This window comes from Pseudomonas sp. WT-JTC, from assembly GCF_056711565.1.
Map to the genome: position 1 here is coordinate 6,167,067 of NZ_CM160042.1, position 23,082 is coordinate 6,190,148.

At 60.9% G+C, this 23,082-nt stretch carries 18 protein-coding genes; 14 read left to right on the forward strand and 4 right to left on the reverse strand.

Going from position 1 to position 23,082, the window contains the following annotated elements; translation table 11 throughout:
• Window positions 1–110: 110 nt before the first annotated feature.
• The gene (locus AC06G5_RS28070; RefSeq protein WP_085716447.1) at window positions 111–1,055 is read right to left on the reverse strand and encodes a GlxA family transcriptional regulator; all 945 of its coding nucleotides are present in this window, start codon (window positions 1,053–1,055) and stop codon (window positions 111–113) included.
• A 224-nt stretch (window positions 1,056–1,279) separates the two neighbouring features.
• Between AC06G5_RS28070 and AC06G5_RS28075 the strand changes: the two genes are divergently transcribed.
• The 6 genes from AC06G5_RS28075 to AC06G5_RS28100 all read left to right on the forward strand — a co-directional run bounded on the left by AC06G5_RS28075 (window position 1,280) and on the right by AC06G5_RS28100 (window position 6,773).
• On the forward strand, window positions 1,280–2,224 hold the full coding sequence (locus AC06G5_RS28075) for a choline ABC transporter substrate-binding protein (RefSeq protein WP_413424858.1): 945 nt from the start codon (window positions 1,280–1,282) through the stop codon (window positions 2,222–2,224).
• A 96-nt stretch (window positions 2,225–2,320) separates the two neighbouring features.
• Window positions 2,321–3,208 carry a 3-dehydrocarnitine:acetyl-CoA trimethylamine transferase CdhC gene (gene cdhC / locus AC06G5_RS28080; protein WP_103396696.1) on the forward strand — a complete coding sequence of 296 codons (888 nt, stop codon included), beginning with the start codon at window positions 2,321–2,323 and terminating at the stop codon, window positions 3,206–3,208.
• A 131-nt stretch (window positions 3,209–3,339) separates the two neighbouring features.
• Complete coding sequence (locus AC06G5_RS28085) at window positions 3,340–4,305, forward strand: L-carnitine dehydrogenase (protein ID WP_095964145.1); 966 nt, start codon at window positions 3,340–3,342, stop codon at window positions 4,303–4,305.
• A gap of 166 nt (window positions 4,306–4,471) precedes the next feature.
• Entirely contained in the window at window positions 4,472–4,948 is a 477-nt protein-coding gene (locus AC06G5_RS28090) for a thioesterase family protein (protein ID WP_413424861.1), read from the forward strand.
• Between the two features lie 13 nt (window positions 4,949–4,961).
• Complete coding sequence (locus tag AC06G5_RS28095; RefSeq protein WP_480458616.1) at window positions 4,962–6,125, forward strand: gamma-butyrobetaine dioxygenase; 1,164 nt, start codon at window positions 4,962–4,964, stop codon at window positions 6,123–6,125.
• Between the two features lie 381 nt (window positions 6,126–6,506).
• Window positions 6,507–6,773 (forward strand): hypothetical protein, encoded by a 267-nt coding sequence (locus tag AC06G5_RS28100; RefSeq protein WP_007995656.1) that lies wholly within the window; start codon window positions 6,507–6,509, stop codon window positions 6,771–6,773.
• An 84-nt stretch (window positions 6,774–6,857) separates the two neighbouring features.
• Here AC06G5_RS28100 and gbdR read toward each other — a convergent pair whose 3' ends face one another.
• Together gbdR and AC06G5_RS28110 are read right to left on the reverse strand one after the other, a co-directional pair.
• Window positions 6,858–7,961: a choline metabolism transcriptional regulator GbdR gene (gene gbdR, locus AC06G5_RS28105; RefSeq protein WP_090325880.1), complete on the reverse strand. Its 1,104-nt coding sequence runs from the start codon at window positions 7,959–7,961 to the stop codon at window positions 6,858–6,860.
• Window positions 7,962–8,500: 539 nt separating this feature from the next.
• The gene (locus AC06G5_RS28110; RefSeq protein ID WP_413426412.1) at window positions 8,501–9,877 is read right to left on the reverse strand and encodes an L-serine ammonia-lyase; all 1,377 of its coding nucleotides are present in this window, start codon (window positions 9,875–9,877) and stop codon (window positions 8,501–8,503) included.
• A gap of 435 nt (window positions 9,878–10,312) precedes the next feature.
• On the opposite strand from AC06G5_RS28110, the gene AC06G5_RS28115 reads away from it, so the two are divergent.
• The 3 genes from AC06G5_RS28115 (at window position 10,313) to choV (ending at window position 13,347) form a co-directional block, all read left to right on the forward strand.
• A complete protein-coding gene (locus AC06G5_RS28115) occupies window positions 10,313–11,260 on the forward strand; it encodes a choline ABC transporter substrate-binding protein (RefSeq protein ID WP_008019483.1) in 948 nt (315 codons plus the stop codon).
• 66 nt (window positions 11,261–11,326) lie between these two features.
• Window positions 11,327–12,172 carry a choline ABC transporter permease subunit gene (choW, locus tag AC06G5_RS28120; protein ID WP_413426409.1) on the forward strand — a complete coding sequence of 282 codons (846 nt, stop codon included), beginning with the start codon at window positions 11,327–11,329 and terminating at the stop codon, window positions 12,170–12,172.
• Complete coding sequence (gene choV / locus AC06G5_RS28125) at window positions 12,169–13,347, forward strand: choline ABC transporter ATP-binding protein (RefSeq protein ID WP_413426407.1); 1,179 nt, start codon at window positions 12,169–12,171, stop codon at window positions 13,345–13,347. Before choW ends, choV begins: the two co-directional genes overlap by 4 nt.
• Window positions 13,348–13,556: 209 nt before the next feature.
• Here choV and AC06G5_RS28130 read toward each other — a convergent pair whose 3' ends face one another.
• Window positions 13,557–15,497 (reverse strand): BCCT family transporter, encoded by a 1,941-nt coding sequence (locus AC06G5_RS28130; RefSeq protein ID WP_413426414.1) that lies wholly within the window; start codon window positions 15,495–15,497, stop codon window positions 13,557–13,559.
• A 381-nt stretch (window positions 15,498–15,878) separates the two neighbouring features.
• Here AC06G5_RS28130 and betI point away from each other — a divergent pair, with 381 nt between their 5' ends.
• The 5 genes from betI to AC06G5_RS28155 all read left to right on the forward strand — a co-directional run bounded on the left by betI (window position 15,879) and on the right by AC06G5_RS28155 (window position 22,923).
• Complete coding sequence (gene betI, locus AC06G5_RS28135; RefSeq protein ID WP_085716437.1) at window positions 15,879–16,472, forward strand: transcriptional regulator BetI; 594 nt, start codon at window positions 15,879–15,881, stop codon at window positions 16,470–16,472.
• A 62-nt stretch (window positions 16,473–16,534) separates the two neighbouring features.
• Complete coding sequence (betB, locus tag AC06G5_RS28140) at window positions 16,535–18,007, forward strand: betaine-aldehyde dehydrogenase (RefSeq protein WP_413426405.1); 1,473 nt, start codon at window positions 16,535–16,537, stop codon at window positions 18,005–18,007.
• A 154-nt stretch (window positions 18,008–18,161) separates the two neighbouring features.
• Complete coding sequence (gene betA / locus AC06G5_RS28145; protein ID WP_413426403.1) at window positions 18,162–19,865, forward strand: choline dehydrogenase; 1,704 nt, start codon at window positions 18,162–18,164, stop codon at window positions 19,863–19,865.
• Window positions 19,866–20,143: 278 nt separating this feature from the next.
• On the forward strand, window positions 20,144–21,586 hold the full coding sequence (locus AC06G5_RS28150; protein WP_413426401.1) for a TldD/PmbA family protein: 1,443 nt from the start codon (window positions 20,144–20,146) through the stop codon (window positions 21,584–21,586).
• The gene (locus AC06G5_RS28155; protein ID WP_413426399.1) at window positions 21,586–22,923 is read left to right on the forward strand and encodes a TldD/PmbA family protein; all 1,338 of its coding nucleotides are present in this window, start codon (window positions 21,586–21,588) and stop codon (window positions 22,921–22,923) included. The genes AC06G5_RS28150 and AC06G5_RS28155 overlap by 1 nt, the downstream gene beginning before the upstream one ends.
• Window positions 22,924–23,082 lie beyond the last annotated feature (159 nt).

Below are 23,082 nucleotides of genomic sequence, written 5' to 3' on the forward strand. Positions count from 1 at the left end.
GCGAGCTCTGCTCGCGATGGACGTTAACGATTACGCGTGCTACCTGAATGAACGCGTCGCCCAGGCGTTTTTCGCGAGCAGAGCTCGCTCCTACAGCGGATCTCGAGTGTTCATGCTTTCGCGGTACGCCGGTCTTCTCGTGGGCACCGCTCGTATTTCGCCCGATAACTGCGGGTGAAATACGACGGCGATTCAAACCCGCAGGCAATGCTCACTTCCAGCACGCTCATGTCGGTCTGGCGCAGCAACTGCCGGGCTTTCTCCAGCCTTAAGCGCAGGTAGAAGTTGCTCGGCGTGTCGTTCAAGTGCAACCGAAACAGTCGCTCCAGCTGCCGCCGCGTCACCTTGATCGATTCCGCCAGTTCCAGCGTACTCAGCGGCGGTTCGCTGTGCTGCTCCATCTCGCCGATCACGTGCACCAGCTTCTTGTTGCTGATGCCATAACGCGTGGCGACTTCCATGCGCTGGTGGTCTTTGCGCGGACGGATACGGCCGAGCACGAATTGTTCGCTGACCTGGATCGCCAGCTCGGGGCCGTGGGCCTGGGCGATCAGATCCAGCATCAGGTCAATGGACGCGGTGCCACCGGCGGAGGTGATGCGTCGGCGGTCGATCTCGAACAGCTCCTGGGTGACGCTGAGCTGTGGATAGGACTCTTTGAAGGCGTCGATGGCTTCCCAGTGCAGGGTCAGGCGATGGCCGTCGAGCAACCCCGCCTCGGCGAGGATGAAGCTGCCGGTGTCGATGGCGCCGAGCGTCACGCCTTCGTTGTCCAGGCGGCGCAACCAGTGTTCCAGCGCCGGGGTGGCGAATTTCAGGGGTTCGAACCCGGCGACCACCAGCAGTGTCGCGCCTTTTTTCAACGGCTCCAGCGCCGCATCGGCGTTGACCGACATGCCGTTGCTGGCCAGCACCGCCCCGCCATCGGCGCTCAGCACATGCCAGCGATAGAGCTCGCCGCGAAAGCGATTGGCGACCCGCAACGGCTCGATGGCCGAGATGAATCCGATGGCCGAGAAACCCGGCATCAACAAGAAGTAGAAATCCTGGGACATGGAGCGCACTCGCTTAGCAGGTAACAAGAGGCCAGGTAACGGGAGGGCGGGCAGCGTGTGGACGTTGATACGCCACTTGCTCGTGGCATTCAAGAGCACAGGTCGCTGCAGTGCAAGAGTCGGTCGCCGCAGTGCGCTTTCAGGGGCGCTTAGCTGCGTAACTTGGCATCACCGGCGCATCAGACACCGGAACTCACAATAAACGAACTGCCGAGGAACCTGAGATGAAACGACTGATCAGCAGCTGTGTTCTTGCACTCAGTGGTACCGCTTTGCTGAGCGCCAGTGTCATGGCCGCCGAACCCGCCGCGTGCCAGAACGTGCGCATGGGTGTAGTGAACTGGACCGACGTGATCGCGACCAGCGCCATGACCCAGGTATTGCTCGATGGCATCGGCTACAGCACCAAACAAACCAGCGCCTCCCAGCAAATCATCTTCGCCGGGATCCGCGATCAGCGTCTGGACCTGTTCCTCGGCTACTGGAACCCGCTGATGACCCAGACCATCACCCCGTTCGTCGACGCCAAACAGGTCAAGGTGCTGGAAGCGCCAAGCCTGCAAGACGCCCGCGCGACCCTCGCCGTGCCGACCTACCTCGCCGACAAGGGTCTGAAAACCTTCGCCGACATCGCCAAGTTCGAAAAAGAACTGGGCGGCAAGATCTACGGCATCGAGCCTGGCTCGGGCGCCAACACCCAGATCAAGGCAATGATCTCCAAGAACCAGTTCGGCCTCGGCAAGTTCCAGCTGGTCGAGTCCAGCGAAGCCGGCATGCTCGCCGCCGTGGACCGCGCCGTTCGTCGCAACGAAGCCGTGGTGTTCTTCGGCTGGGCGCCGCACCCGATGAACGTCAACGTGAAAATGACCTACCTCACCGGCAGCGACGACGCCCTCGGCCCGAACGAAGGCAAGGCCACCGTGTGGACCGTCACCGCACCGACCTACGCCGAACAATGCCCGAACGTCGGTCGCCTGCTGAGCAACCTGACGTTCACCGCCGAAGACGAGAGCCGGATGATGCAGCCGCTGCTGGATCACAAGGACGCTTTCGAGTCGGCCAAACAATGGCTCAAGGATCACCCGCAGGACAAAAAACGCTGGCTTGAAGGCGTCACCACCTTCGATGGCAAACCGGCCGCTGAAAACCTGCAACTGACCAGTAAATAACCCTGATTTGAACCACCGACTCGCAGCCCCAACGGGCTGCGAACTGGACCACCACGCCCGGCCAAAACCAAAAACTCGCCTGTAAGGAACCGCCAAATGAACCACGACGTCATCATCACCTGCGCACTCACCGGTGCTGGCGACACGACCGCCAAGAGCCCACACGTGCCGGTCACCCCGAAACAAATCGCGGCTGCCGCCGTGGAAGCCGCCAAGGCCGGTGCCACCGTGGTTCACTGCCATGTGCGTGACCCGCAAACCGGCAAGTTCAGCCGTGACGTGGCGCTGTATCGCGAAGTGATGGAGCGTATCCGCGAGGCGGACGTGGACATCATCGTCAACCTCACCGCCGGCATGGGTGGCGACCTGGAAATCGGCGCTGGCGAGAACCCGATGGAGTTCGGCCCGAACACCGATCTGGTCGGCCCGCTGACCCGTCTGGCCCACGTCGAAGAATTGCTGCCGGAAATCTGCACCCTGGATTGCGGCACCCTGAACTTCGGCGACGGCGACACCATTTACGTCTCCACCCCGGCGCAGCTGCGTGCTGGCGCCAAACGCATTCAAGAGCTGGGCGTGAAGGCCGAGCTGGAAATCTTCGACACCGGTCACCTGTGGTTCGCCAAGCAGATGATCAAGGAAGGCCTGCTCGACAACCCGTTGTTCCAGCTGTGCCTGGGTATCCCTTGGGGCGCGCCGGCGGACACCACCACCATGAAAGCCATGGTCGACAACCTGCCGGCCGACGCGGTCTGGGCCGGCTTCGGTATCGGTCGCATGCAGATGCCGATGGCGGCGCAAGCGGTGTTGCTCGGCGGCAACGTGCGGGTCGGGCTGGAAGACAACCTGTGGCTGGACAAGGGCGTACTGGCGACCAACGGCCAACTGGTCGAGCGCGCCACGGAAATCCTCAGCCGCCTCGGTGCACGCGTCCTGACGCCGGCTGAAGGCCGCAAGAAAATGGGCCTGACAAAGCGCGGTTAATCCCACACATCCCCCCTGTAGGAGCGAGCTTGCTCGCGAAAAAGGTACAGCCGACGCCAATCAGCGCCTGGAATACCATCGCGAGCAAGCTCGCTCCTACAGAAGATCACCGAATTCTCTAGGAAATCGCCATGAGCTTTATCACCGAAATCAAAACCTTCGCCGCCCTGGGCAGCGGTGTCATCGGCAGCGGTTGGGTGTCCCGCGCCCTCGCCCATGGCCTGGATGTAGTGGCCTGGGACCCGGCCCCCGGTGCCGAAGCGGCCCTGCGCAAGCGTGTCGCCAATGCCTGGGGCGCGCTGGAAAAACAAGGCCTGGCGCCAGGTGCGTCGCAGGATCGCCTGCGCTTTGTCGCGACCATCGAAGAGTGCGTGCGCGATGCCGACTTCATCCAGGAAAGCGCCCCGGAACGACTGGAGCTGAAACTGGACCTGCACAGCAAAATCAGCGCGGCGGCCAAGCCCAATGCGTTGATCGGCTCCAGCACCTCCGGCCTGTTGCCGAGCGAGTTCTACGAAAGCGCCACGCATCCGGAACGCTGCGTGGTCGGTCACCCGTTCAACCCGGTTTACCTGCTGCCATTGGTGGAAGTGGTCGGCGGCAAGAACACCGCACCTGAAGCGGTGCAAGCGGCGATGAAAGTCTATGAATCCCTGGGGATGCGCCCGTTGCACGTGCGCAAGGAAGTACCGGGCTTCATCGCTGACCGCCTGCTCGAAGCGCTGTGGCGCGAGGCGCTGCACCTGGTCAACGACGGCGTGGCGACTACCGGCGAAATCGACGATGCAATCCGCTTCGGCGCCGGTTTGCGCTGGTCGTTCATGGGCACGTTCCTGACTTACACCCTGGCCGGTGGTGATGCCGGCATGCGCCACTTCATGGCACAGTTTGGTCCGGCATTGCAGTTACCCTGGACTTACCTGCCGGCTCCGGAACTGACCGACAAGCTGATCGACGACGTGGTCGATGGCACCAGCGATCAACTGGGTAAACACAGCATTTCGGCGCTGGAGCGCTATCGTGATGACTGCCTGCTGGCGGTGCTGGAGGCGGTGAAGACCACCAAAGAGAAGCATGGGATGGCGTTCAGCGAGTAAGCCTCAAGCCAATGGGGCAGCAGGTCTGCCCCCTTCGCGAGCAAGCCCGCTCCCACATTGGATTTGCGGTGTGACATAGACAGTGTTCACGACAGAAATCCCTTGTGGGAGCGGGCTTGCTCGCGAAAGCGGCGGTACCGTCACCACACATATTGGAAGTTAAACCATGCCCGCACTGACCACCTACCAGACCACCATCATCCCCGACTGGGTCGACTACAACGGCCACCTGCGCGATGCGTTCTACTTGCTGATTTTCAGCTACGCCACCGATGCCCTGATGGATCGCCTGGGCCTGGACAGCAACAGCCGGGAAGCCAGCGGCAACTCGCTGTTCACCCTCGAACTGCACCTGAACTACCTGCACGAAGTGAAGCTCGACGCCCAGGTCGAAGTGCATACCCAAATCGTCGCCCACGACAGCAAGCGCGTGCACCTCTATCACAGCCTGCATTTGGTCGGGGATACCGAGGAACTTGCAGGCAACGAACAGATGCTGCTGCACGTGGATCTCGCCGGGCCGCGTTCGGCACCGTTCAGCGAGCAATCCCTGAGCCGACTGCAAGCCATCGTCGCCGAACAGGCGGACCTGCCGACACCCGAATACATTGGCCGAGTGATCGCATTACCCGCAAAAAAATAACAAGGAGATCGCCATGAACACCGCCGCTGCATTTGCTGACTTTCGTACCTATCCGTTGATCAGCGCGCTGGCTGGCGTGCAGACTCTGGCGGACCGTGTTCTGGTGAGCTGGGCCGACGATCGTGTCAGCCCTTTCCACCATCAATGGCTACGGGACAATTGCCCGTGCCCGCAGTGCGTCTACACCGTAACCCGCGAGCAAGTGCTGGAAATCGTCGATGTGGCTCAGGATCTGATGCCCGAGAGCGCCAGTATCGACAACGATGGCTGTCTGGCGATTGCCTGGCAGGACGGCCACAGCAGCCGCTTCGACCCCGGCTGGCTACGCGCCCACGCCTATGACGATCAATCCCGCGCCGAGCGCCAGCAGCGCAAGCCTGTAGCCAGGCTCTGGCACAGCGATTTGCAGTTGCCGGTGTTCGAATATCAAGCGCTGATGAACGACTCCGACGCCTTGTTGCAATGGTTGTTGGCGGTGCGGGATGTCGGATTGACCCAGGTCCGTGGCGTGCCCACCGCGCCAGGTTCCCTGAAGCTGATCGCCCAACGGATTTCCTTCATCCGCGAGAGCAATTTCGGCGTGCTGTTCAACGTGCAATCCAAGGCCGATGCCGACAGCAACGCCTACACCGCTTTCAACCTGCCGTTGCACAGCGATTTGCCGACCCGGGAGCTGCAACCGGGGCTGCAATTCCTGCACTGCCTGGTCAATGACGCCGAAGGTGGCGAGAGCATCTTTGTCGACGGTTTTGCCATTGCCGACGCCTTGCGCCGGGAAGACCCCGAGTCCTTCAAAAACCTCTGCGAAATCCCCGTGGAGTTTCGCAACAAGGACCGTCACAGCGACTACCGCTGTCTCGCGCCGATCATTGCCCTGGATGCGCAGGGGCAGGTGTCGGAAATCCGCATGGCGAACTTTCTGCGCGGACCATTCGATGCCTCGGTAGAGCAGATGCCCAGGCTGTACAAGGCCTACCGACGCTTTATCGCGATGACCCGCGAGCCTCGATTCAGATTGATGCAGCGGCTCAATCCCGGTGAGCTGTGGTGCTTTGACAACCGCCGCACCCTGCATGCCCGCAACGCCTTCGACCCCGCCACCGGGGCACGGCATTTCCAGGGCTGCTATGTCGACCGGGATGAGTTGTTGTCGCGCATCCTGGTGTTGCAACGCTAGGCCGCGTCATCGTTCTTCGTCGGAACGCCGCCCGGAGCAAGCCCGCTCCCACAGGTTATACGCAATCCCTGTGGGAGCGGGCTTGCTCGCGAAGACGGTATCTCAATCAAAACAAGACCCACTGATTCACAGACAAAAAAAACCCCGATCAAGCCGTGACAGGATCGAGGCAGAGGGTACTGTTGAGGAGCCGCCGTGCGAGGGTGACCAAACCTTCGTGAAGCGAGCTGAGTCCAGTGTGCCCACTCCCCCGCGGACCAGGTTAGCCGAAAACGACATGTTCATAACCAATTGAGCCATTGCGACAAATCGTCCTTGCCGACACCCGGCACCCCCACCAGAATCGAACCACGACACCGTTCCCTGAAGAAGGATTGCGTCATGATGCACGCCGATTTGATAGACCAGGAAGACCTGTTGGGCCAGCTCAAGTCATTGGGTTTCGAAGTGCCCACCGGCGCCACCGCAGAACAAGCCTGCGAGTGTGCGGTACGGGGTTTGAACGATGTACGGGCGATGACCTTGCGGACCATGGTCAAGCAGATGTACACCAGCAGCGCGACCATCCTGCCGGCGGTGCGCCAGGCGATCGACAAGCAGTTGTTGCCGGCATTGGCGGAGTATCAGCAGAGCCACACAGGCCGATAAAAAGCCTTCGCGAGCAAGCCCGCTCCCACATTGGAATGCATTCCAATGTGGGAGCGGGCTTGCTCGCGAAGGGAGCGACTCGGTCTAGAGCCTTACGCTGGCAAAGGTCGACTCGTTACGCGCCTGGCTCAGCGCCGACAACGGCCCGGACAACGGCGACAGCACCAGCGCTTGCGGCAGCGGCATCATCGCCACTTGCTGGGTAGTGTTGGAGCCTACGCGCTCGTCGCGCGGCGGAATGCCGAAGTACTCGCGATAGCACTTGGAGAAATGCGGCGTGGACACGAAACCGCAGACCGACGCCACTTCGATGATCGACATCGGCGTTTGCTTGAGCAATTGCCGCGCACGGATCAGGCGCAGCTTGAGGTAGTAACGCGATGGCGAGCAGTGCAGGTACTTCTGGAACAGGCGTTCGAGCTGACGACGGGACACCGCGACATACACCGCCAGTTCGTCGAGGTCGATCGGCTCTTCGAGGTTGGCTTCCATCAGCGCAACGATTTCCTGCAATTTTGGCTGGTTGGTGCCGAGCATGTGCTTGAGCGGCACACGCTGGTGATCCTGTTCGTTGCGGATGCGCTCGTAGACGAACATTTCCGAAATGGCCGCCGACAGTTCGCGACCGTGATCGCGGCTGATCAGGTGCAGCATCATGTCCAGCGGCGCGGTGCCGCCCGAGCTGGTGAAACGATTACGGTCGAGGGTGAACAGACGGGTGCTCATGGCTACCCGCGGGAAAGCTTCCTGCATTGCTGCCAGACATTCCCAGTGCACGCTGCAATCGAAGCCGTCGAGCAGGCCGGCGCAGGCCAGGGCCCAGCTGCCGGTGCACACCGCGCCGAGGCGGCGGGACTGACGGGCCTGGCTTTGCAGCCATGAAACGTGTTCCCGGGTAACAGTGCGCTGAATACCGATACCGCCGCAGACGATGACAGTGTCCATTGGCGGGGCTTTGTGCATGGAGGCGTCGGGGGTGATCTGCAGGCCGTCACTGGCCCAGACCTGACCGCCATCGACGGTGAGGGTAGTCCAGCGATACAGCTCGCGACCGGACAATTGGTTGGCCATGCGCAGGGGTTCCACTGCGGAGGCCAGAGAAATCAGCGTGAAATTGTCCAGCAGCAGAAAGCCGATGGATTGAGGCGCACGGTTCTGGGGTTGGGCCCCGGAGTTGAACGACGTCATCGCGGTATCTCCTCACACAAAGCGGGTGATGGCCTCAGGCGGAGGCTCTTGTTATTGCCATCGTTCTCGCGTGGGAGACGGGCTTTGTAATGACAGAGCAATTGCCATGCCTAAATTTGAATGCGCGTTCAATAACTCCTAAAAACGACGTCGGAATGTGTCTATATATGACGCGCAGGGAGTGGGGATTTAAATGGCCATCAGGGCTGGCAAGCGCCCCGGCCCACAAGCTGTGAGCAATTCGGTAGCACTTGTGGGAACAGGGCTACGAGCCGCTGGAAAAGAGTGTCACCGCAGGCACGGGTGACGAATGGTCGAGGCCTTGAATGACTCCGACCGCTGGCAGGACGATTTATCTATGAGCGACGCACTAAAAGGCGGCGCGGTTTCGAGCGGGTGTTCACTTGGCGCGCAGTTTTGACTGGTCTGCCGCTATCGCGGGCAAGCCCGCTCCCACAGGGATTTGGGTGTGATCAAGATATCAGCCACACCAAAGAACCTGTGGGAGCTGGCTTGCCAGCGATGAAGTCAGCTAGATCTCAGCACTCGACGGCGCTGACCGCCAACCCACCCCGCGATGTCTCCTTATATTTGTCATGCATGTCGGCACCGGTATCGCGCATGGTGCGGATCACCCGGTCCAGCGAGATAAAGTGCTGGCCATCGCCGCGCAAAGCCATTTGCGCCGCATTGATCGCCTTGACCGCGGCAATTGCGTTGCGCTCGATGCATGGCACCTGGACCAGCCCGCCCACCGGGTCGCAGGTCAGGCCGAGGTTGTGTTCCAGCCCGATCTCCGCCGCGTTGCACAGTTGCTCTGGCGTGGCGCCAAGAATTTCCGCCAGCCCGGCCGCCGCCATGGCGCAGGCCGAACCGACTTCGCCCTGGCAACCAACTTCGGCACCGGAAATCGAGGCGTTTTTCTTGCACAGGATTCCCACCGCCGCCGCACCGAGGAAGTAGTCGACGACATTGGCGTCGGTCACCGCTTCGCTGAACTTCATGAAGTAATGCAACACCGCCGGAATGATCCCCGCCGCGCCATTGGTCGGTGCCGTGACCATGCGCCCGCCGGCGGCGTTTTCTTCGTTGACCGCCAGGGCGAACAGGTTGACCCACTCCATGGCGCTCAAGGTCGAGCCGATCACGTTGGGTTTGTTCAATTCCTGCAAGCTGCGATGCAGCTTGGCCGCGCGGCGGCGCACGTTCAGCCCGCCGGGCAGGATGCCTTCGTGTTTCAGGCCTTGTTCGACGCAATCCTGCATGGCGCGCCAGAGCTTCATCAGGCCGCTGCGGATTTCCTCTTCGCTGCGCCAGACTTTCTCGTTGGCCATCATCAATTCAGCCACACGCAGGTTGTGTTTTTTACACAGCTCCAACAGCTCGGCGGCGCTGGAGAAATCGTAGGGCAATTCGGTGCGATCGAGGTCGACGACACCACTGGAGGCCTGGGCTTCATCGACGACAAAACCGCCGCCGACCGAATAGTAGGTGTCGCGATGCAATTCGCCGTCATCGCCTTCGACAATCAGGGTCATGGCGTTGGGGTGATACGGCAGGTTTTCGTCGATCAGGCGCATGTCCCTGGCCCAGATAAACGGTACCGACAGCCGACTGTCGAGCAACAGCGTGTGGGTTTCGCGCAGGGCCTGGATGCGGATGCCGATTTGCGACGGATCGATCGCGTCCGGCCACTCGCCCATCAGGCCCATGATCACCGCGTTGTCGCTGCCGTGGCCGATGCCGGTGGCCGACAACGAGCCGAACAGCCGGACTTCGACACGCCGCACCTGCTCCAGCAAACCACGCTCGCGCAATCCCTGCACAAACAACGCCGCCGCCCGCATGGGCCCCACGGTGTGCGAACTGGAAGGACCGATGCCGATTTTGAACAGGTCGAAAACACTGATAGCCATTACTGCCGAACTCCTGGATGGGCCTACTGCGCACGCAAAAGCGCACGGTAACGGAGCTGCTACGCTCAAGCTGCAATCCGCCGAGATGACCGCATCATCAAGCTTTTATCGTGTTGTTCGACGTCTCTAACCGACGCACTCATGCCCAACAGCGCCGCGTGTCTTTTACGCCGTGTTTTCGCCGTTTTTTTGCGATTCAGAGCGAGAAAATGGGCTGAAAAAATCTGTAAACGACGTCACCGACACTGGATGCGACCATCCCTGTACTGGATACGACGCACCCTGTAGGCGTCAGATTTTCACTGGTACATGATCATATCGACTCGATTGCAAGGCGCCGTGGTAGAGCTGTCTCCAGAACGCCATCCAACCGCAACCTATAAGTGCGGTGGTCCAGTCGGAACACTGCCAAAAAAAACACCAAGGAGTCCATCCATGAAAGGTTCCCCGTCGTTGTTGTTGGCCGCCATGCTTAGTCTGCCGGTTCTGGCGCAAGCCGCAGAACCGGCGCAGTGCAGTACCGTAAACTTCTCCGATGTCGGCTGGACCGACATCACCGCGACAACCGCGACCACCAGCGTCGTGCTCAACGCCCTCGGCTACAAGACCAAGACCACCATGATTTCCGTGCCCGTGACCTACAAGTCCCTGGCCGACGGCAAGAACATGGACATATTCCTCGGCAACTGGATGCCGACCATGGAAAACGACATCAAGGCCTACCGCGATGCCGGCACCGTGGACACCGTGCGCACCAACCTCAAGGGCGCCAAGTACACCCTCGCCGTTCCCCAGGCGCTATACGACAAAGGGCTGCATGACTTCGCCGACATCGCCAAGTTCAAGAAAGAACTCGACGGCAAGATCTACGGCATCGAGCCTGGCAACGACGGTAACCGCCTGATCCAGACGATGATCGACAAGAACGCCTTCGGCCTCAAGGACGCGGGCTTCAAGGTCGTAGAGTCCAGCGAAGCCGGCATGCTGTCGCAGGTCGACCGCGCTCAGAAACGCGACACCGCCGTGGTCTTCCTCGGTTGGGCGCCGCACCCGATGAACAAGCGCTTCAAGATTCAATACCTGACCGGCGGCGACGATTTCTTTGGCCCGGATTTCGGTGCTGCCACCGTGGCGACCAACACCCGCAAGGGTTACGCCGAAGAATGCAGCAACGTGGGCCAACTGCTGAAAAACCTGGAGTTCACCGTCGACATGGAAAGCGAACTCATGGGCAACATCCTGGACGACAAGATGAAGCCTGACGCGGCCGCCAAGGCCTGGCTTAAAAAGAATCCACAGGTGCTCGATACCTGGCTCGCTGGCGTGACCACCACTGACGGTAAACCTGGCCTGGAAGCCGTGAAAGCCAAGCTGAATCAGTAATCGCTTATGCCGGACGGCTTCGGCCGTCCGGGCTGTTTATTTCCTTGCATGCGGACGTTCACTACCATGCTGATTGATCAGAAAATCCCTTTAGGCCAGTACATCGCGAGCTTCGTTGAATGGTTGACGCAACACGGCGCCAGCACCTTCGACGCAATCGCCGTGTCACTGGAAACGATGATCCACGGCGTGACGTTTGCGCTGACCTGGTTCAACCCGCTGGCACTGATCGGCCTGATCGCGCTACTGGCACACTTCATTCAACGAAAATGGGGCCTGACCGCGTTTGTCGTTGCCTCCTTTCTGCTGATCCTCAATCTGGGGTACTGGCAGGAAACCATGGAAACCCTCGCCCAGGTGATGTTCGCCACCCTGGTCTGCGTGGTCATCGGCGTACCACTGGGCATCGTCGCGGCGCACAAGCCGATGTTCTACACTTTAATGCGTCCGGTACTCGATCTGATGCAGACCGTACCGACCTTCGTTTACCTCATTCCTACCCTGACCCTCTTCGGGCTGGGTGTGGTCCCGGGCCTGATCTCCACGGTGGTGTTCGCGATTGCCGCGCCCATCCGCCTGACCTACCTGGGTATCCGCGATGTCCCGGAAGAATTGATGGACGCCGGCAAGGCCTTTGGCTGCTCGCGTCGCCAACTGCTGACGCGGATCGAACTGCCTCACGCCATGCCGAGCATCGCGGCCGGCATCACCCAGTGCATCATGCTGTCGTTGTCGATGGTGGTGATCGCGGCACTGGTAGGCGCCGACGGATTGGGTAAACCGGTGGTCAACGCACTGAATACCGCTGATATCGCCCTGGGCTTCGAAGCGGGCCTGGCGATCGTACTGCTGGCGATCATGCTCGACCGTATCTGCAAACAACCCGAAGCCAAAGTAGGGGGTGACGCATGAGCATTATTCGCTTCGAAGACGTCGACGTGATCTTCACCAAAGATCCACGCGAGGCACTGAAACTTCTCGATCAAGGCTTGACCCGCAGCGAGATCCTGAAAAAGACCGGGCAGATCGTTGGCGTCGAAAAGGCCAGCCTGGATATCGAAAAAGGTGAAATCTGTGTGCTGATGGGCTTGTCCGGCTCCGGCAAATCCAGCCTGCTGCGCTGCATCAACGGCCTCAACACCGTCAGCCGCGGCAAGCTGTTCGTCGAGCACGAAGGCAAGCAGATCAACATTGCTTCCTGCTCCGCCGCCGAACTGAAAATGATGCGCACCAAGCGCATTGCGATGGTGTTCCAGAAGTTCGCCCTGATGCCCTGGCTGACCGTTCGCGAGAACATCAGCTTCGGCCTGGAGATGCAGGGTCGTCCCGAGAAAGAACGCCGCAAGCTGGTGGACGACAAACTTGAGCTGGTGGGCCTGACCCAGTGGCGCAACAAGAAGCCCAACGAGCTGTCCGGTGGTATGCAGCAACGCGTGGGCCTGGCCCGTGCGCTGGCGATGGACGCCGACATCCTTTTGATGGACGAACCGTTCTCGGCCCTCGACCCGCTGATCCGCCAGGGCCTGCAAGACGAACTACTGGAACTGCAACGCAAGCTGCACAAGACCATCGTGTTCGTGAGCCACGACCTCGACGAAGCCCTGAAACTGGGCAGCCGTATCGCGATCATGAAAGACGGCCGGATCATCCAGTACAGCAAACCGGAAGAAATCGTCCTCAACCCTGCGGACGACTACGTGCGGACCTTCGTGGCCCACACCAACCCGCTGAACGTACTGTGCGGTCGCAGCCTGATGCGCACCCTGGACAACTGCAAACGCATCAACGGCTCGGTATGCCTGGATCCGGGCGGCGATTCGTGGCTGGACCTGGCAGAAGGCAACACCATCAAAGGCGCGCGCAAGAACGGCTCGAGCATGGACCTGCAGAACTGGATGCCGGGGCAAGCCGTCGAAGGCCTGGAACGCAAGCCGACTCTGGTGGACTCCAACATCGGCATGCGCGACGCGCTGCAGATTCGTTATCAGACCGGCAACAAACTGGTGCTGCACGATAACAACCATGTGGTGGGGATTCTTGGCGACAGCGAGCTGTATCACGCACTGCTCGGCAAGAACCTGGGGTAAGGCAACAGATGCAAAAACGCCGCGAGAGTATCGCGGCGTTTTTGTTTGTGGGGTATCGGGTGATGCAGCTTTGCGGCTGATTGCCCCTTCGCGAGCAAGCCCGCTCCCACATTTGATCTGCGGTGTTCACAAATCCAATGTGGGAGCGGGCTTGCTCGCGAAGAATGCGACGCGGTGCTTCAGACAGAAACACCGCATCAGTTCAGAACTCAGCTATAAACCCGGCCAAGGAGCTGCCGATGGCTTTCAAACTGGTCGAGCACGTCACGGGTGATCTGATCCTGGGTGAAGCCCATCAAGTCGTAGTCCTGGCTGCCGTTGTGCAGGTACACCTCTGCGCGGTAGTAACGCTGACGCGCCTCATCGGACTGAGCCGATTCGGTTGGCGTGGCCAGGTAGCCGTCCAGGCTCACTTCGTAGACAAACGGGTTGCCCTCATCCATCTCGATCCGCAGGCCCATGCAACGCTTGGACTTGCCCAGCAGCGTCTGCACTTGCAGCCCTTGCGTACGCAACTGCACAGCCGCATCGTCCAGCGCCGGAGTCACGTGCTTGTCCATGAAACGCTGGACCACCGACTGGCTCGGTTGCAGGTCCAACTGGGTCAAACGCTCAGTGAAACCACGGCGCCCGCGTGCCGCCAGCTCCGCTTGTTCCTGTTCGATCTGTACGTCCTGGCGCATGGCCTTGTGCAAGCCGAACATGAAGAACACCAGCACCACCGAGAACGGCAGACCGGCCAGTACCACCATGGTTTGCATGGCTTCGAAGTTGCCGGCGAACAGCAGGCCGATGGTCACCAGGGTGATCACCACCGACCAGAAGATCCGCAGCCAGTGCGGTGCGTCTTCGTCGACGGTGCCGCCTTTGCAGGACAGGTTGGCCATCATCACCGCGCCGGAATCCGCCGGGGTCAGGAACAGCACGAAACCGACAAAGATCGACACGCCGATCACCACTTTCGACGCCGGGTAATGCTCAAGCAACTGGTAGATCGCCATGGATGGCTGTTCCAGCGCAGTCTTCCCGAGCTCTACCGCCCCATGGTTCATCACCAGGTCCAGGGCCGAGTTACCGAAGATCGACAGCCACGCCAGAGTAAAGCCCAGCGGAATCAACAGCACGCCCGCGACCAGCTCACGCACGGTGCGACCACGGGAAATACGCGCAATGAACATGCCCACGAATGGCGCCCAGGAAATCCACCAGGCCCAATAGAACAGGGTCCACAGGCCCAGCCAGCGGTCGGACTTCTCACTGTCGCCTTCGTACACATAGAGGTCGAAAGTCTTCAGCACCACGCCGTTCAGGTAGTCACCGACGTTCTGCACGAAGCCGTTGAGCAGGTGCAGGGTCGGGCCGAACAACAGGACGAAAATCAGCAGGCCGCTGAACAGCACGATGTTCAGGTTGGACAGACGACGGATGCCGTTTTCCACACCCGACACGGCAGCGATGGTCGCCACGGTGCTCATCACGATGATCACGATCAGCAGGTTGGTGTTGCTGTGCTCCATGCCGAACAGGTTTTCCAGCCCCGACGACACTTGCAGCGAACCAATCCCCAGGTTGGTCACCAGACCCAGCAGGGTCACGAACATGCCGAAGCCGTCCACCGCATGCCCGGCCGCGCCCTTGACCCAACGCTCACCCACCAGCGGGTACAACGCCGAGCGCAACGCCAGCGGCTGGTTATGCCGGTAGGCAAAGTACGCCACGGCCAGGCCGACCAGCGCGTAGATCGCCCAGCCATGCAGGCCCCAATGCAAGAAGGTCAGTTGCACTGCCTGACGGGCGGCAAGGTTGCTGCCGGCCACGCCTTCCGGCGGGTTGAAGTAGTGGTCCAGCGGCTCGGATGCACCGAAGTACAGCAGCGAAATACCGATACCCGAGGAGAACAGCATCCCCGCCCAGGCGCCGTAGCTGAAGTCCGGGGTGTCATCCTTGCTGCCGAGCTTGAGTTTGCCGTAGGACGAAAACGCCAGGCCGACGACAAAAATCAGGTAGGCGGCAATCACCACCATGTAGTACCAGCCGAAGCTGCGGGACAACCAGGCTTGCGCCGTACCCAGCATTCTGCCGGCCTCTTGCGGGGCGATGATCAGAATGGCGGTCAACAACAGAATCAACGCGGTAGAGGTGTAGAACACCCAACCGTTGACCGTCACCTTCTCGGGTGGGGTCTTTATTAGCGAGGCAGAACTCATGGCACAGATGCTCCGGGCAGTGCGAGAGAAGAACGCAAGACAAACGGGTTACCCGACCAATCGGTTAGTGGGCAGCCGACCGGCGGGTGATATAAAGACAGCCCGAAAAAAGCCCGAAGCCCATGAGACGCCGTGGCGTACAGGCTTCGAGCCGTTTCGGATGTCGGTTTGCCGCCATTTACACGCAGGAAAAATCTGTAAGCAGCGACGAATTGTCGCAGATCTTATTCTTTGTTGATTGAACGTTCAATCAAAACAAAATAGACTGGCCCTCAAGCCGGTAGCCGTCTGACGTCTGCCGCAAGGCCTAAGGAGATGTGCAAGATGCCCAAGGTCGGTATGCAACCCATCCGCCGCCAGCAATTGATCGAAGCCACTTTGCTGGCCGTCGATCAGGTCGGAATGGGGGACGCCAGCATTGCGCTGATCGCCCGCTTGGCCGGTGTCTCGAACGGCATCATCAGTCACTACTTTCAGGACAAGAATGGCCTGATAGCTGCCACGGCGCAGTACCTGATGAGTGTCCTGAGCGAGAACGTCACCGCGCGCCGTCAGGCGCTGAAGGACAACAGCCCACGGGCTCACCTTCAGGTGATCATCGAAGGCAACTTCGACGCCAGCCAGGTCAATGGCCCGGCAATGAAAACCTGGCTGGCCTTCTGGGCCACCAGCATGCACCACCCGTCTTTGCACAGGTTGCAGCGGATCAACGATCACCGTCTGTATTCCAACCTGTGTTGCCAGTTCCGCCGCGTACTGCCGCTCGAAGATGCGCGCAGTGCAGCCCGTGGCCTGGCAGCCCTTATTGACGGCTTGTGGTTGCGCGGCGCGCTGTCGGGAGACTCTTTCGACACCGAGCAGGCGCACCGGATCGCTTACGAATACATGGATCTACAACTGGCCAAGCAGGTGAGTTAGAGCACACATAGAACGCTCGACACCTGAATCGCGCCAACAACCAATGCACTTGCGAGGACAATATGGCCCGTTTCGAACTGCAAAAACTCTACATCGATGGCGCTTACAGCGACGCCAGCAGCGACGCCACTTTCGAAGCCATCAACCCGGCTAACGGTGAAGTCCTCGCAAAAGTACAACGTGCGACCAAGGAAGACGTCGAGCGCGCTGTGGTCAGCGCCGAAAAGGGCCAGAAAATCTGGGCTGCGATGACCGCCATGGAGCGTTCGCGCATCCTGCGTCGCGCCGTGGAAATCCTGCGCGAGCGCAACGATGAACTGGCTGCCCTGGAAACCCTGGACACCGGTAAAGCATTCTCCGAAACCAAATACGTCGACATCGTCACCGGTGCCGACGTGCTGGAATACTACGCGGGCCTGGTACCGGCCATCGAAGGCGAGCAGATCCCGCTGCGCACCACTTCGTTCGTCTACACCCGTCGCGAGCCGCTGGGCATCGTGGCCGGTATCGGCGCGTGGAACTACCCGATCCAGATCGCCCTGTGGAAATCCGCACCGGCCCTGGCCGCCGGTAACGCGATGATCTTCAAGCCGAGTGAAGTCACCTCGCTGACCACCCTGAAACTGGCCGAGATCTACACCGAAGCCGGCCTGCCGAATGGCGTGTTCAACGTCCTGACCGGCAGCGGCCGTGAAGTCGGCACCTGGCTGACCGAGCACCCGCGCATCGAGAAAGTCTCCTTCACCGGCGGCACCGACACCGGCAAGAAAGTCATGGCCAGCGCCTCGGCTTCCTCGCTGAAAGACGTGACCATGGAACTGGGCGGCAAGTCCCCGCTGATCATCTGCGACGACGCCGACCTCGATCGCGCCGCCGACACCGCGATGATGGCCAACTTCTACAGCTCCGGCCAGGTCTGCACCAACGGCACTCGCGTGTTCGTGCCAGCTCACCTGAAAGCAGCCTTCGAAGCCAAGATCGTCGAGCGCGTTGCACGCATCCGCATCGGCAACCCGGAAGACGAAAACACCAACTTCGGCCCGCTGGTCAGCTTCGCCCACATGGAAAACGTGCTGGGCTACATCGCCAAGGGCAAGGAAGAAGGCGCCCGCGTACTGTGCGGCGGTGAGCGTCTGACCGACGGTGAATTCGCCAAGGGTGCATTCGTGGCCCCGACCGTGTTCACCGACTGCACCGACGACATGACCATCGTCCGTGAAGAGATCTTTGGCCCGGTGATGGCGATCCTCACCTACGAAACCGAAGAAGAAGTGATCCGCCGCGCCAACGACACCGACTTCGGCCTGGCCGCCGGTATCGTTACCAAGGACCTGAACCGCGCGCACCGCGTGATTCATCAACTGGAAGCCGGTATCTGCTGGATCAACGCCTGGGGCGAGTCCGACGCGAAGATGCCGGTCGGCGGCTACAAGCAGTCGGGTGTTGGTCGTGAAAACGGCATCAGCTCGCTGAACAACTTCACCCGCATCAAATCGGTACAGGTCGAGCTGGGCGATTACGCCTCGGTGTTCTAAGACCCGAGCCTTGTATTGCCTGCGAAGGCCACTTCGCGGGCAAGCCCGCTCCCACAGGACTACGCGTTCCAATGTGGGAGCGGGCTTACTCGCGAATCGAGTGCGCAGCACTCGCCATGGCCTGACCTGACCAACTTCAAAGAGGGTGCATTCAATGTCCCAAGAATTCGATTACATCATCATCGGTGCCGGCTCCGCCGGTAACACCCTGGCGACCCGTCTGACCGAAGACGCAGGCGTCACCGTCCTGTTGCTCGAAGCGGGCGGCCCGGACTACCGTTTGGACTTCCGCACACAAATGCCGGCCGCCCTGGCGTTTCCGCTGCAAGGCCGTCGCTACAACTGGGCCTACGAAACCGATCCGGAACCACACATGGACGGTCGCCGGATGGAGTGCGGTCGCGGCAAGGGCCTCGGCGGTTCCTCGCTGATCAACGGCATGTGCTACATCCGTGGCAACGCCATGGACTACGACGGCTGGGCAAAATTGCCAGGTCTCGAGGACTGGTCGTACCTGGACTGCCTGCCCTATTTCAGAAAAGCGGAAACCCGCGACATCGGCCCGAACGACTACCACGGCGGCGAAGGCCCGGTCAGCGTGACCACGCCGAAAGCCGGCAACAACCCGCTGTTCCACGCCATGGTTGAAGCAGGCGTGCAGGCCGGTTACCCGCGCACCGAAGACTTGAACGGCTACCAGCAGGAAGGCTTCGGCCCGATGGACCGTACCGTGACGCCGAAAGGCCGTCGTTCCAGCACCGCTCGCGGCTACCTGGACACGGCTAAAAAGCGTTCGACCCTGACCATCGTCACCCACGCCCTGACCGACAAGATCCTGTTCGAAGGCAAGCGTGCGGTCGGCGTGCGTTACCTGGTCGGCGCGGCTGAAGAGCGTGTTGAGGTCAAGGCTCGCAAGGAAGTGCTGCTGTGCTCCGGCGCCATCGCCTCGCCGCAGATCCTGCAACGCTCCGGCGTCGGCCCGGCGAAACTGCTGCAAAGCCTCGACATTCCGGTGGTCCACGACCTGCCGGGCGTGGGTGAAAACCTGCAGGACCACCTTGAGTTGTACCTGCAATACGCTTGCACCCAACCGGTCTCGCTGTACCCGTCGCTGCTCTTGCACAACCAGCCGGCCATCGGTGCCGAGTGGCTGTTCAACGGCACCGGCATCGGTGCCAGCAACCAGTTCGAAGCCGGCGGATTCATCCGCACCCGCCCGGAATTCGAATGGCCGAACATCCAGTACCACTTCCTGCCGGTGGCGATTAACTACAACGGCAGCAACGGTGTGAAAGAGCACGGCTTCCAGGCGCACATGGGCTCCATGCGTTCGCCAAGCCGTGGTCGCATCCAGGTCAAGTCCAAGGACCCGCGCCAGCACCCGAGCATCCTGTTCAACTACATGGCCACCGAGCAGGACTGGCAGGAATTCCGCGACGGCATCCGCCTGACCCGTGAAATCATGCAGCAACCTGCACTGGACGCCTTCCGTGGTCGCGAGATCAGCCCGGGCATCGAAGTGCAAACCGATGAGCAACTGGACAAGTTCATCCGCGAACACGCCGAAACCGCGTTCCACCCGTCCTGCTCGTGCAAGATGGGCACCGACGAAATGGCCGTGGTCGATGGCGAAGGTCGCGTGCATGGCATGCAGGGCCTGCGTGTGGTCGATGCCTCGATCATGCCGATCATCACCACCGGCAACCTCAACGCCCCGACGATCATGATGGCCGAGAAAATCGCCGACAAGATCCGTGGCCGCAAGCCGTTGCCGCGCAGCACAGCCACTTACTATGTGGCGGCTGGAGCGCCGGTGAAGGGCAAGCCGGTGCGGGAAGTGAGCGCTACTGCACAGTAAGACAGTTACACCGCGGTGCTGCCTTCGCGAGCAAGCCCGCTCCCACATTTGATCTCCAGTGGACACAGATCTTGTGAACAACCGGAATCAAATGTGGGAGCGGGCTTGCTCGCGAAGGGGGCCGACCAGACAACACCCTCTTCCCGGTAATCCCTCTCTACACCGCTCCACCCTTGATCCTCCCCCCTTGCAGGCCTAATCTAGCGCCACGCAAACGTTTCACCTCTTCCCCCTCGCAACACCGCTGCGCCGCCACTCCATACCCAGGAGGTTCACGAATGTTCGATTTCTACCCCCAGCTCAAGCAGCGCTTCGCCGCCTTGCGCACGGGTGCTGAATTCTTTTCCCTGCGTTATGTGCGCGAATCCGGGCAGTACCTGTCGGTGCGCAAGAACGTCGCCGAACCGCCAAGCCTGAGCCGTGACGAAGGGGCGATGCTGACCGTGCGAGTCAATGGCGTCGAGGCCTATGCGGCGACCAGTGATTTGTCGCAACAAGGCCTGCAAGCCGCCCTCGAACGCGCCGAACTCCAGGCCCGTCGGCTCAAGCCCCACGCCTTGCTGGACCTGCGCGAGCAAGCTGTTTCCAGCGACCGCGCCGATTACTATTCGCCCAACCTCGACCAGGCCTTCCCGTCCCTGAGCGACTGCTACACGTTACTCGGTGCCGAATCCGCCGCCGTGCCCAAGGACGAGCGCCTGGTGAACTGGCAGGTCAGCCTCGGCATCACCCACGTCGAACAGATTTACCTCAACAGCGCCGGTGCCGAACTGCGTCAGGCCCAACGCTTTGTGTACCCCGGCCTGGATGTCACGGCCTACGACGGCAACGACAGCCAGACCCGCAGCCTGGGTCGCGAGAACTTCGGTCAGCAAGGCGCGGCGGACGTCATCAGCCGCTGCGGGCTGATCGGTGCCGGTATCCAGGTGGCCGATCAGGCCCTGCAATTGCTGCTGGCGCCAAACACCCCGCAAGGCCAGCGTGACCTGCTGCTGATGCCCGACCAGATGATGCTGCAAATCCACGAATCCATCGGTCACCCGCTGGAGCTGGACCGCATCCTCGGCGACGAGCGCAATTACGCCGGCACCAGTTTCGTCAAAGCCGAAGATTTCGGCCGCCTGCAATACGGTTCCGGCCTGCTCAACGTGACCTTCGACCCGGACATCCCCGAGGAGCTCGCCAGCTACGGCCATGACGACGACGGCACGCCCGCCAGCAAACAGTTCCTGATCCGCGAAGGCTTGTTGCTGCGCCCGTTGGGCGGCGCACTGTCACAATTCCGTGCCGGCATGGACGGCGTCGCCAACAGCCGTGCCTGCGGCTGGAACCGTCCGCCGATCGACCGCATGGCCAACCTCAACATCGAGCCGGGCGACCAGTCCATTGAACAACTGATCGGCGGCATCGAGCACGGCGTGCTGATGTCGACCAACCGCTCCTGGTCGATCGACGATGCCCGCAACAAATTCCAGTTCGGCTGTGAGTGGGGCCAACTGATTGAAAACGGCGAACTCAAGGGTGTGGTGAAGAATCCCAATTACAGGGGCATCTCCGCACAGTTCTGGAAAAGCCTCAGCGCCGTCGGCGATGCCAGTACCTTCAGGGTCCTCGGCACACCGAACTGCGGCAAGGGTGAACCGAACCAGGTGATCCGCGTCGGCCACGCGTCACCGGCCTGCGTATTCAGCAACGTTGATGTATTCGGAGGAGACGCCTGATGAATCCTTCAAACAGTTCGTCCGCGTCGTTCAAGGCACTGGTCAACAGCCTGCGTGAAGCGCTTCGCGAACCCGAGCAGTTCACCCTCAGCTATGCTGCCGAATCGTCGGCCTTCGTGCGTTTCAATCACGCCAAGGTACGTCAGGCCGGTCAGGTGCAGCAGGCGAGTATCGGCCTGAAGCTGATCAACGAAGGTCGGCATGCCGACCTGCACATCACCCTGGCCGGCGATCCCCAGGTCGATCTGCAACGCTTGACCGAAGGCCTGCAACAGCTGCGGGAAACCTTGCCGCTGCTGCCTCAGGATCCTTATCTGCTGCTCAACCACAATGGCTGGCAGAGCAACAACGTGCAGTCGCATCCACTGCCGGACACCGAGCAGGTGGTCGCGCAGATTACCCAGGCCGCCGAAGGACTGGATCTTGTCGGTTTTTACGCTGCCGGACCGATCAGCCGGGGCTTTGCCAGTTCTTCGGGTGCCTTCGGCTGGCATCAGGCCAACAGTTTCAATTTCGACTTCAGCCTGTTCCACGAGAACGGCCAGGCCGTGAAAGCCAGCTACGCCGGGCACGACTGGAGCAGCGAAGGCTTTGCCAAACGCTTCCGGCAAGCCCGCGAACAGCTTGAGTTTCTGGGCCGACCACTGCGCACTTTGGCGCCCGGCCAGTACCGCGCTTACCTGGCACCGGCGGCGCTGGAAGAAATCATGGGCATGCTGTGCTGGGGTGGCTTCTCGGCACAGTCGATTGCCAGCAAAAGCAGCCCGCTGCAAAAGCTCTATGGTGGCGACAGCGCTTTCAGCCCGCTGGTCTCGCTGGATGAAAAAGTCAGCGGCTCGCTGAGCCCGGCGTTTTCCGATGAAGGTTATCCACGCAGTGATCTGGAGTTGATCGTCGGTGGCAAGGCCGGGGCACAACTGGTCAGCTCGCGCAGCGCGGCGGAATACGGTTTGACCGCCAATGGCGCCAGCGGCGGTGAATCGCCGAGCGCGCTGAACATGAAAGCCGGGCTATTGCCTGACACCGACATCCTCAAGCAACTGGGCACGGGGTTGTACATCAGCAACCTGTGGTACCTGAACTTCTCGGATCAACCGGCCGCACGCCTGACCGGCATGACCCGCTTTGCCACGTTCTGGGTCGAGAACGGCGAGATTCAGGCGCCGGTCAGCACCATGCGCTTTGATGACAGCGCCTTCAGCCTGCTCGGTTCGCAGCTCGAAGCGCTGACCGCAGAGCGGGAGTTGTTGCTGTCGGCGAGCACCTATAGCCAGCGGGCGACGGCGTCGGCGTTGTTGCCGGGGGCACTGGTCAGCCGATTGACTCTGACGCTGTAAACACAACTCCACGAAACACAGAGGCCCCTGTGGGAGCGGGCTTGCTCGCGAAGGGGCCATAACATTCGACATCAATGTTGACTGACCCACCGCTTTCGCGAGCAAGCCCGCTCCCACAGTGAGTGCGACCGACAATGACTTTGCACTCAGAACTCCAAT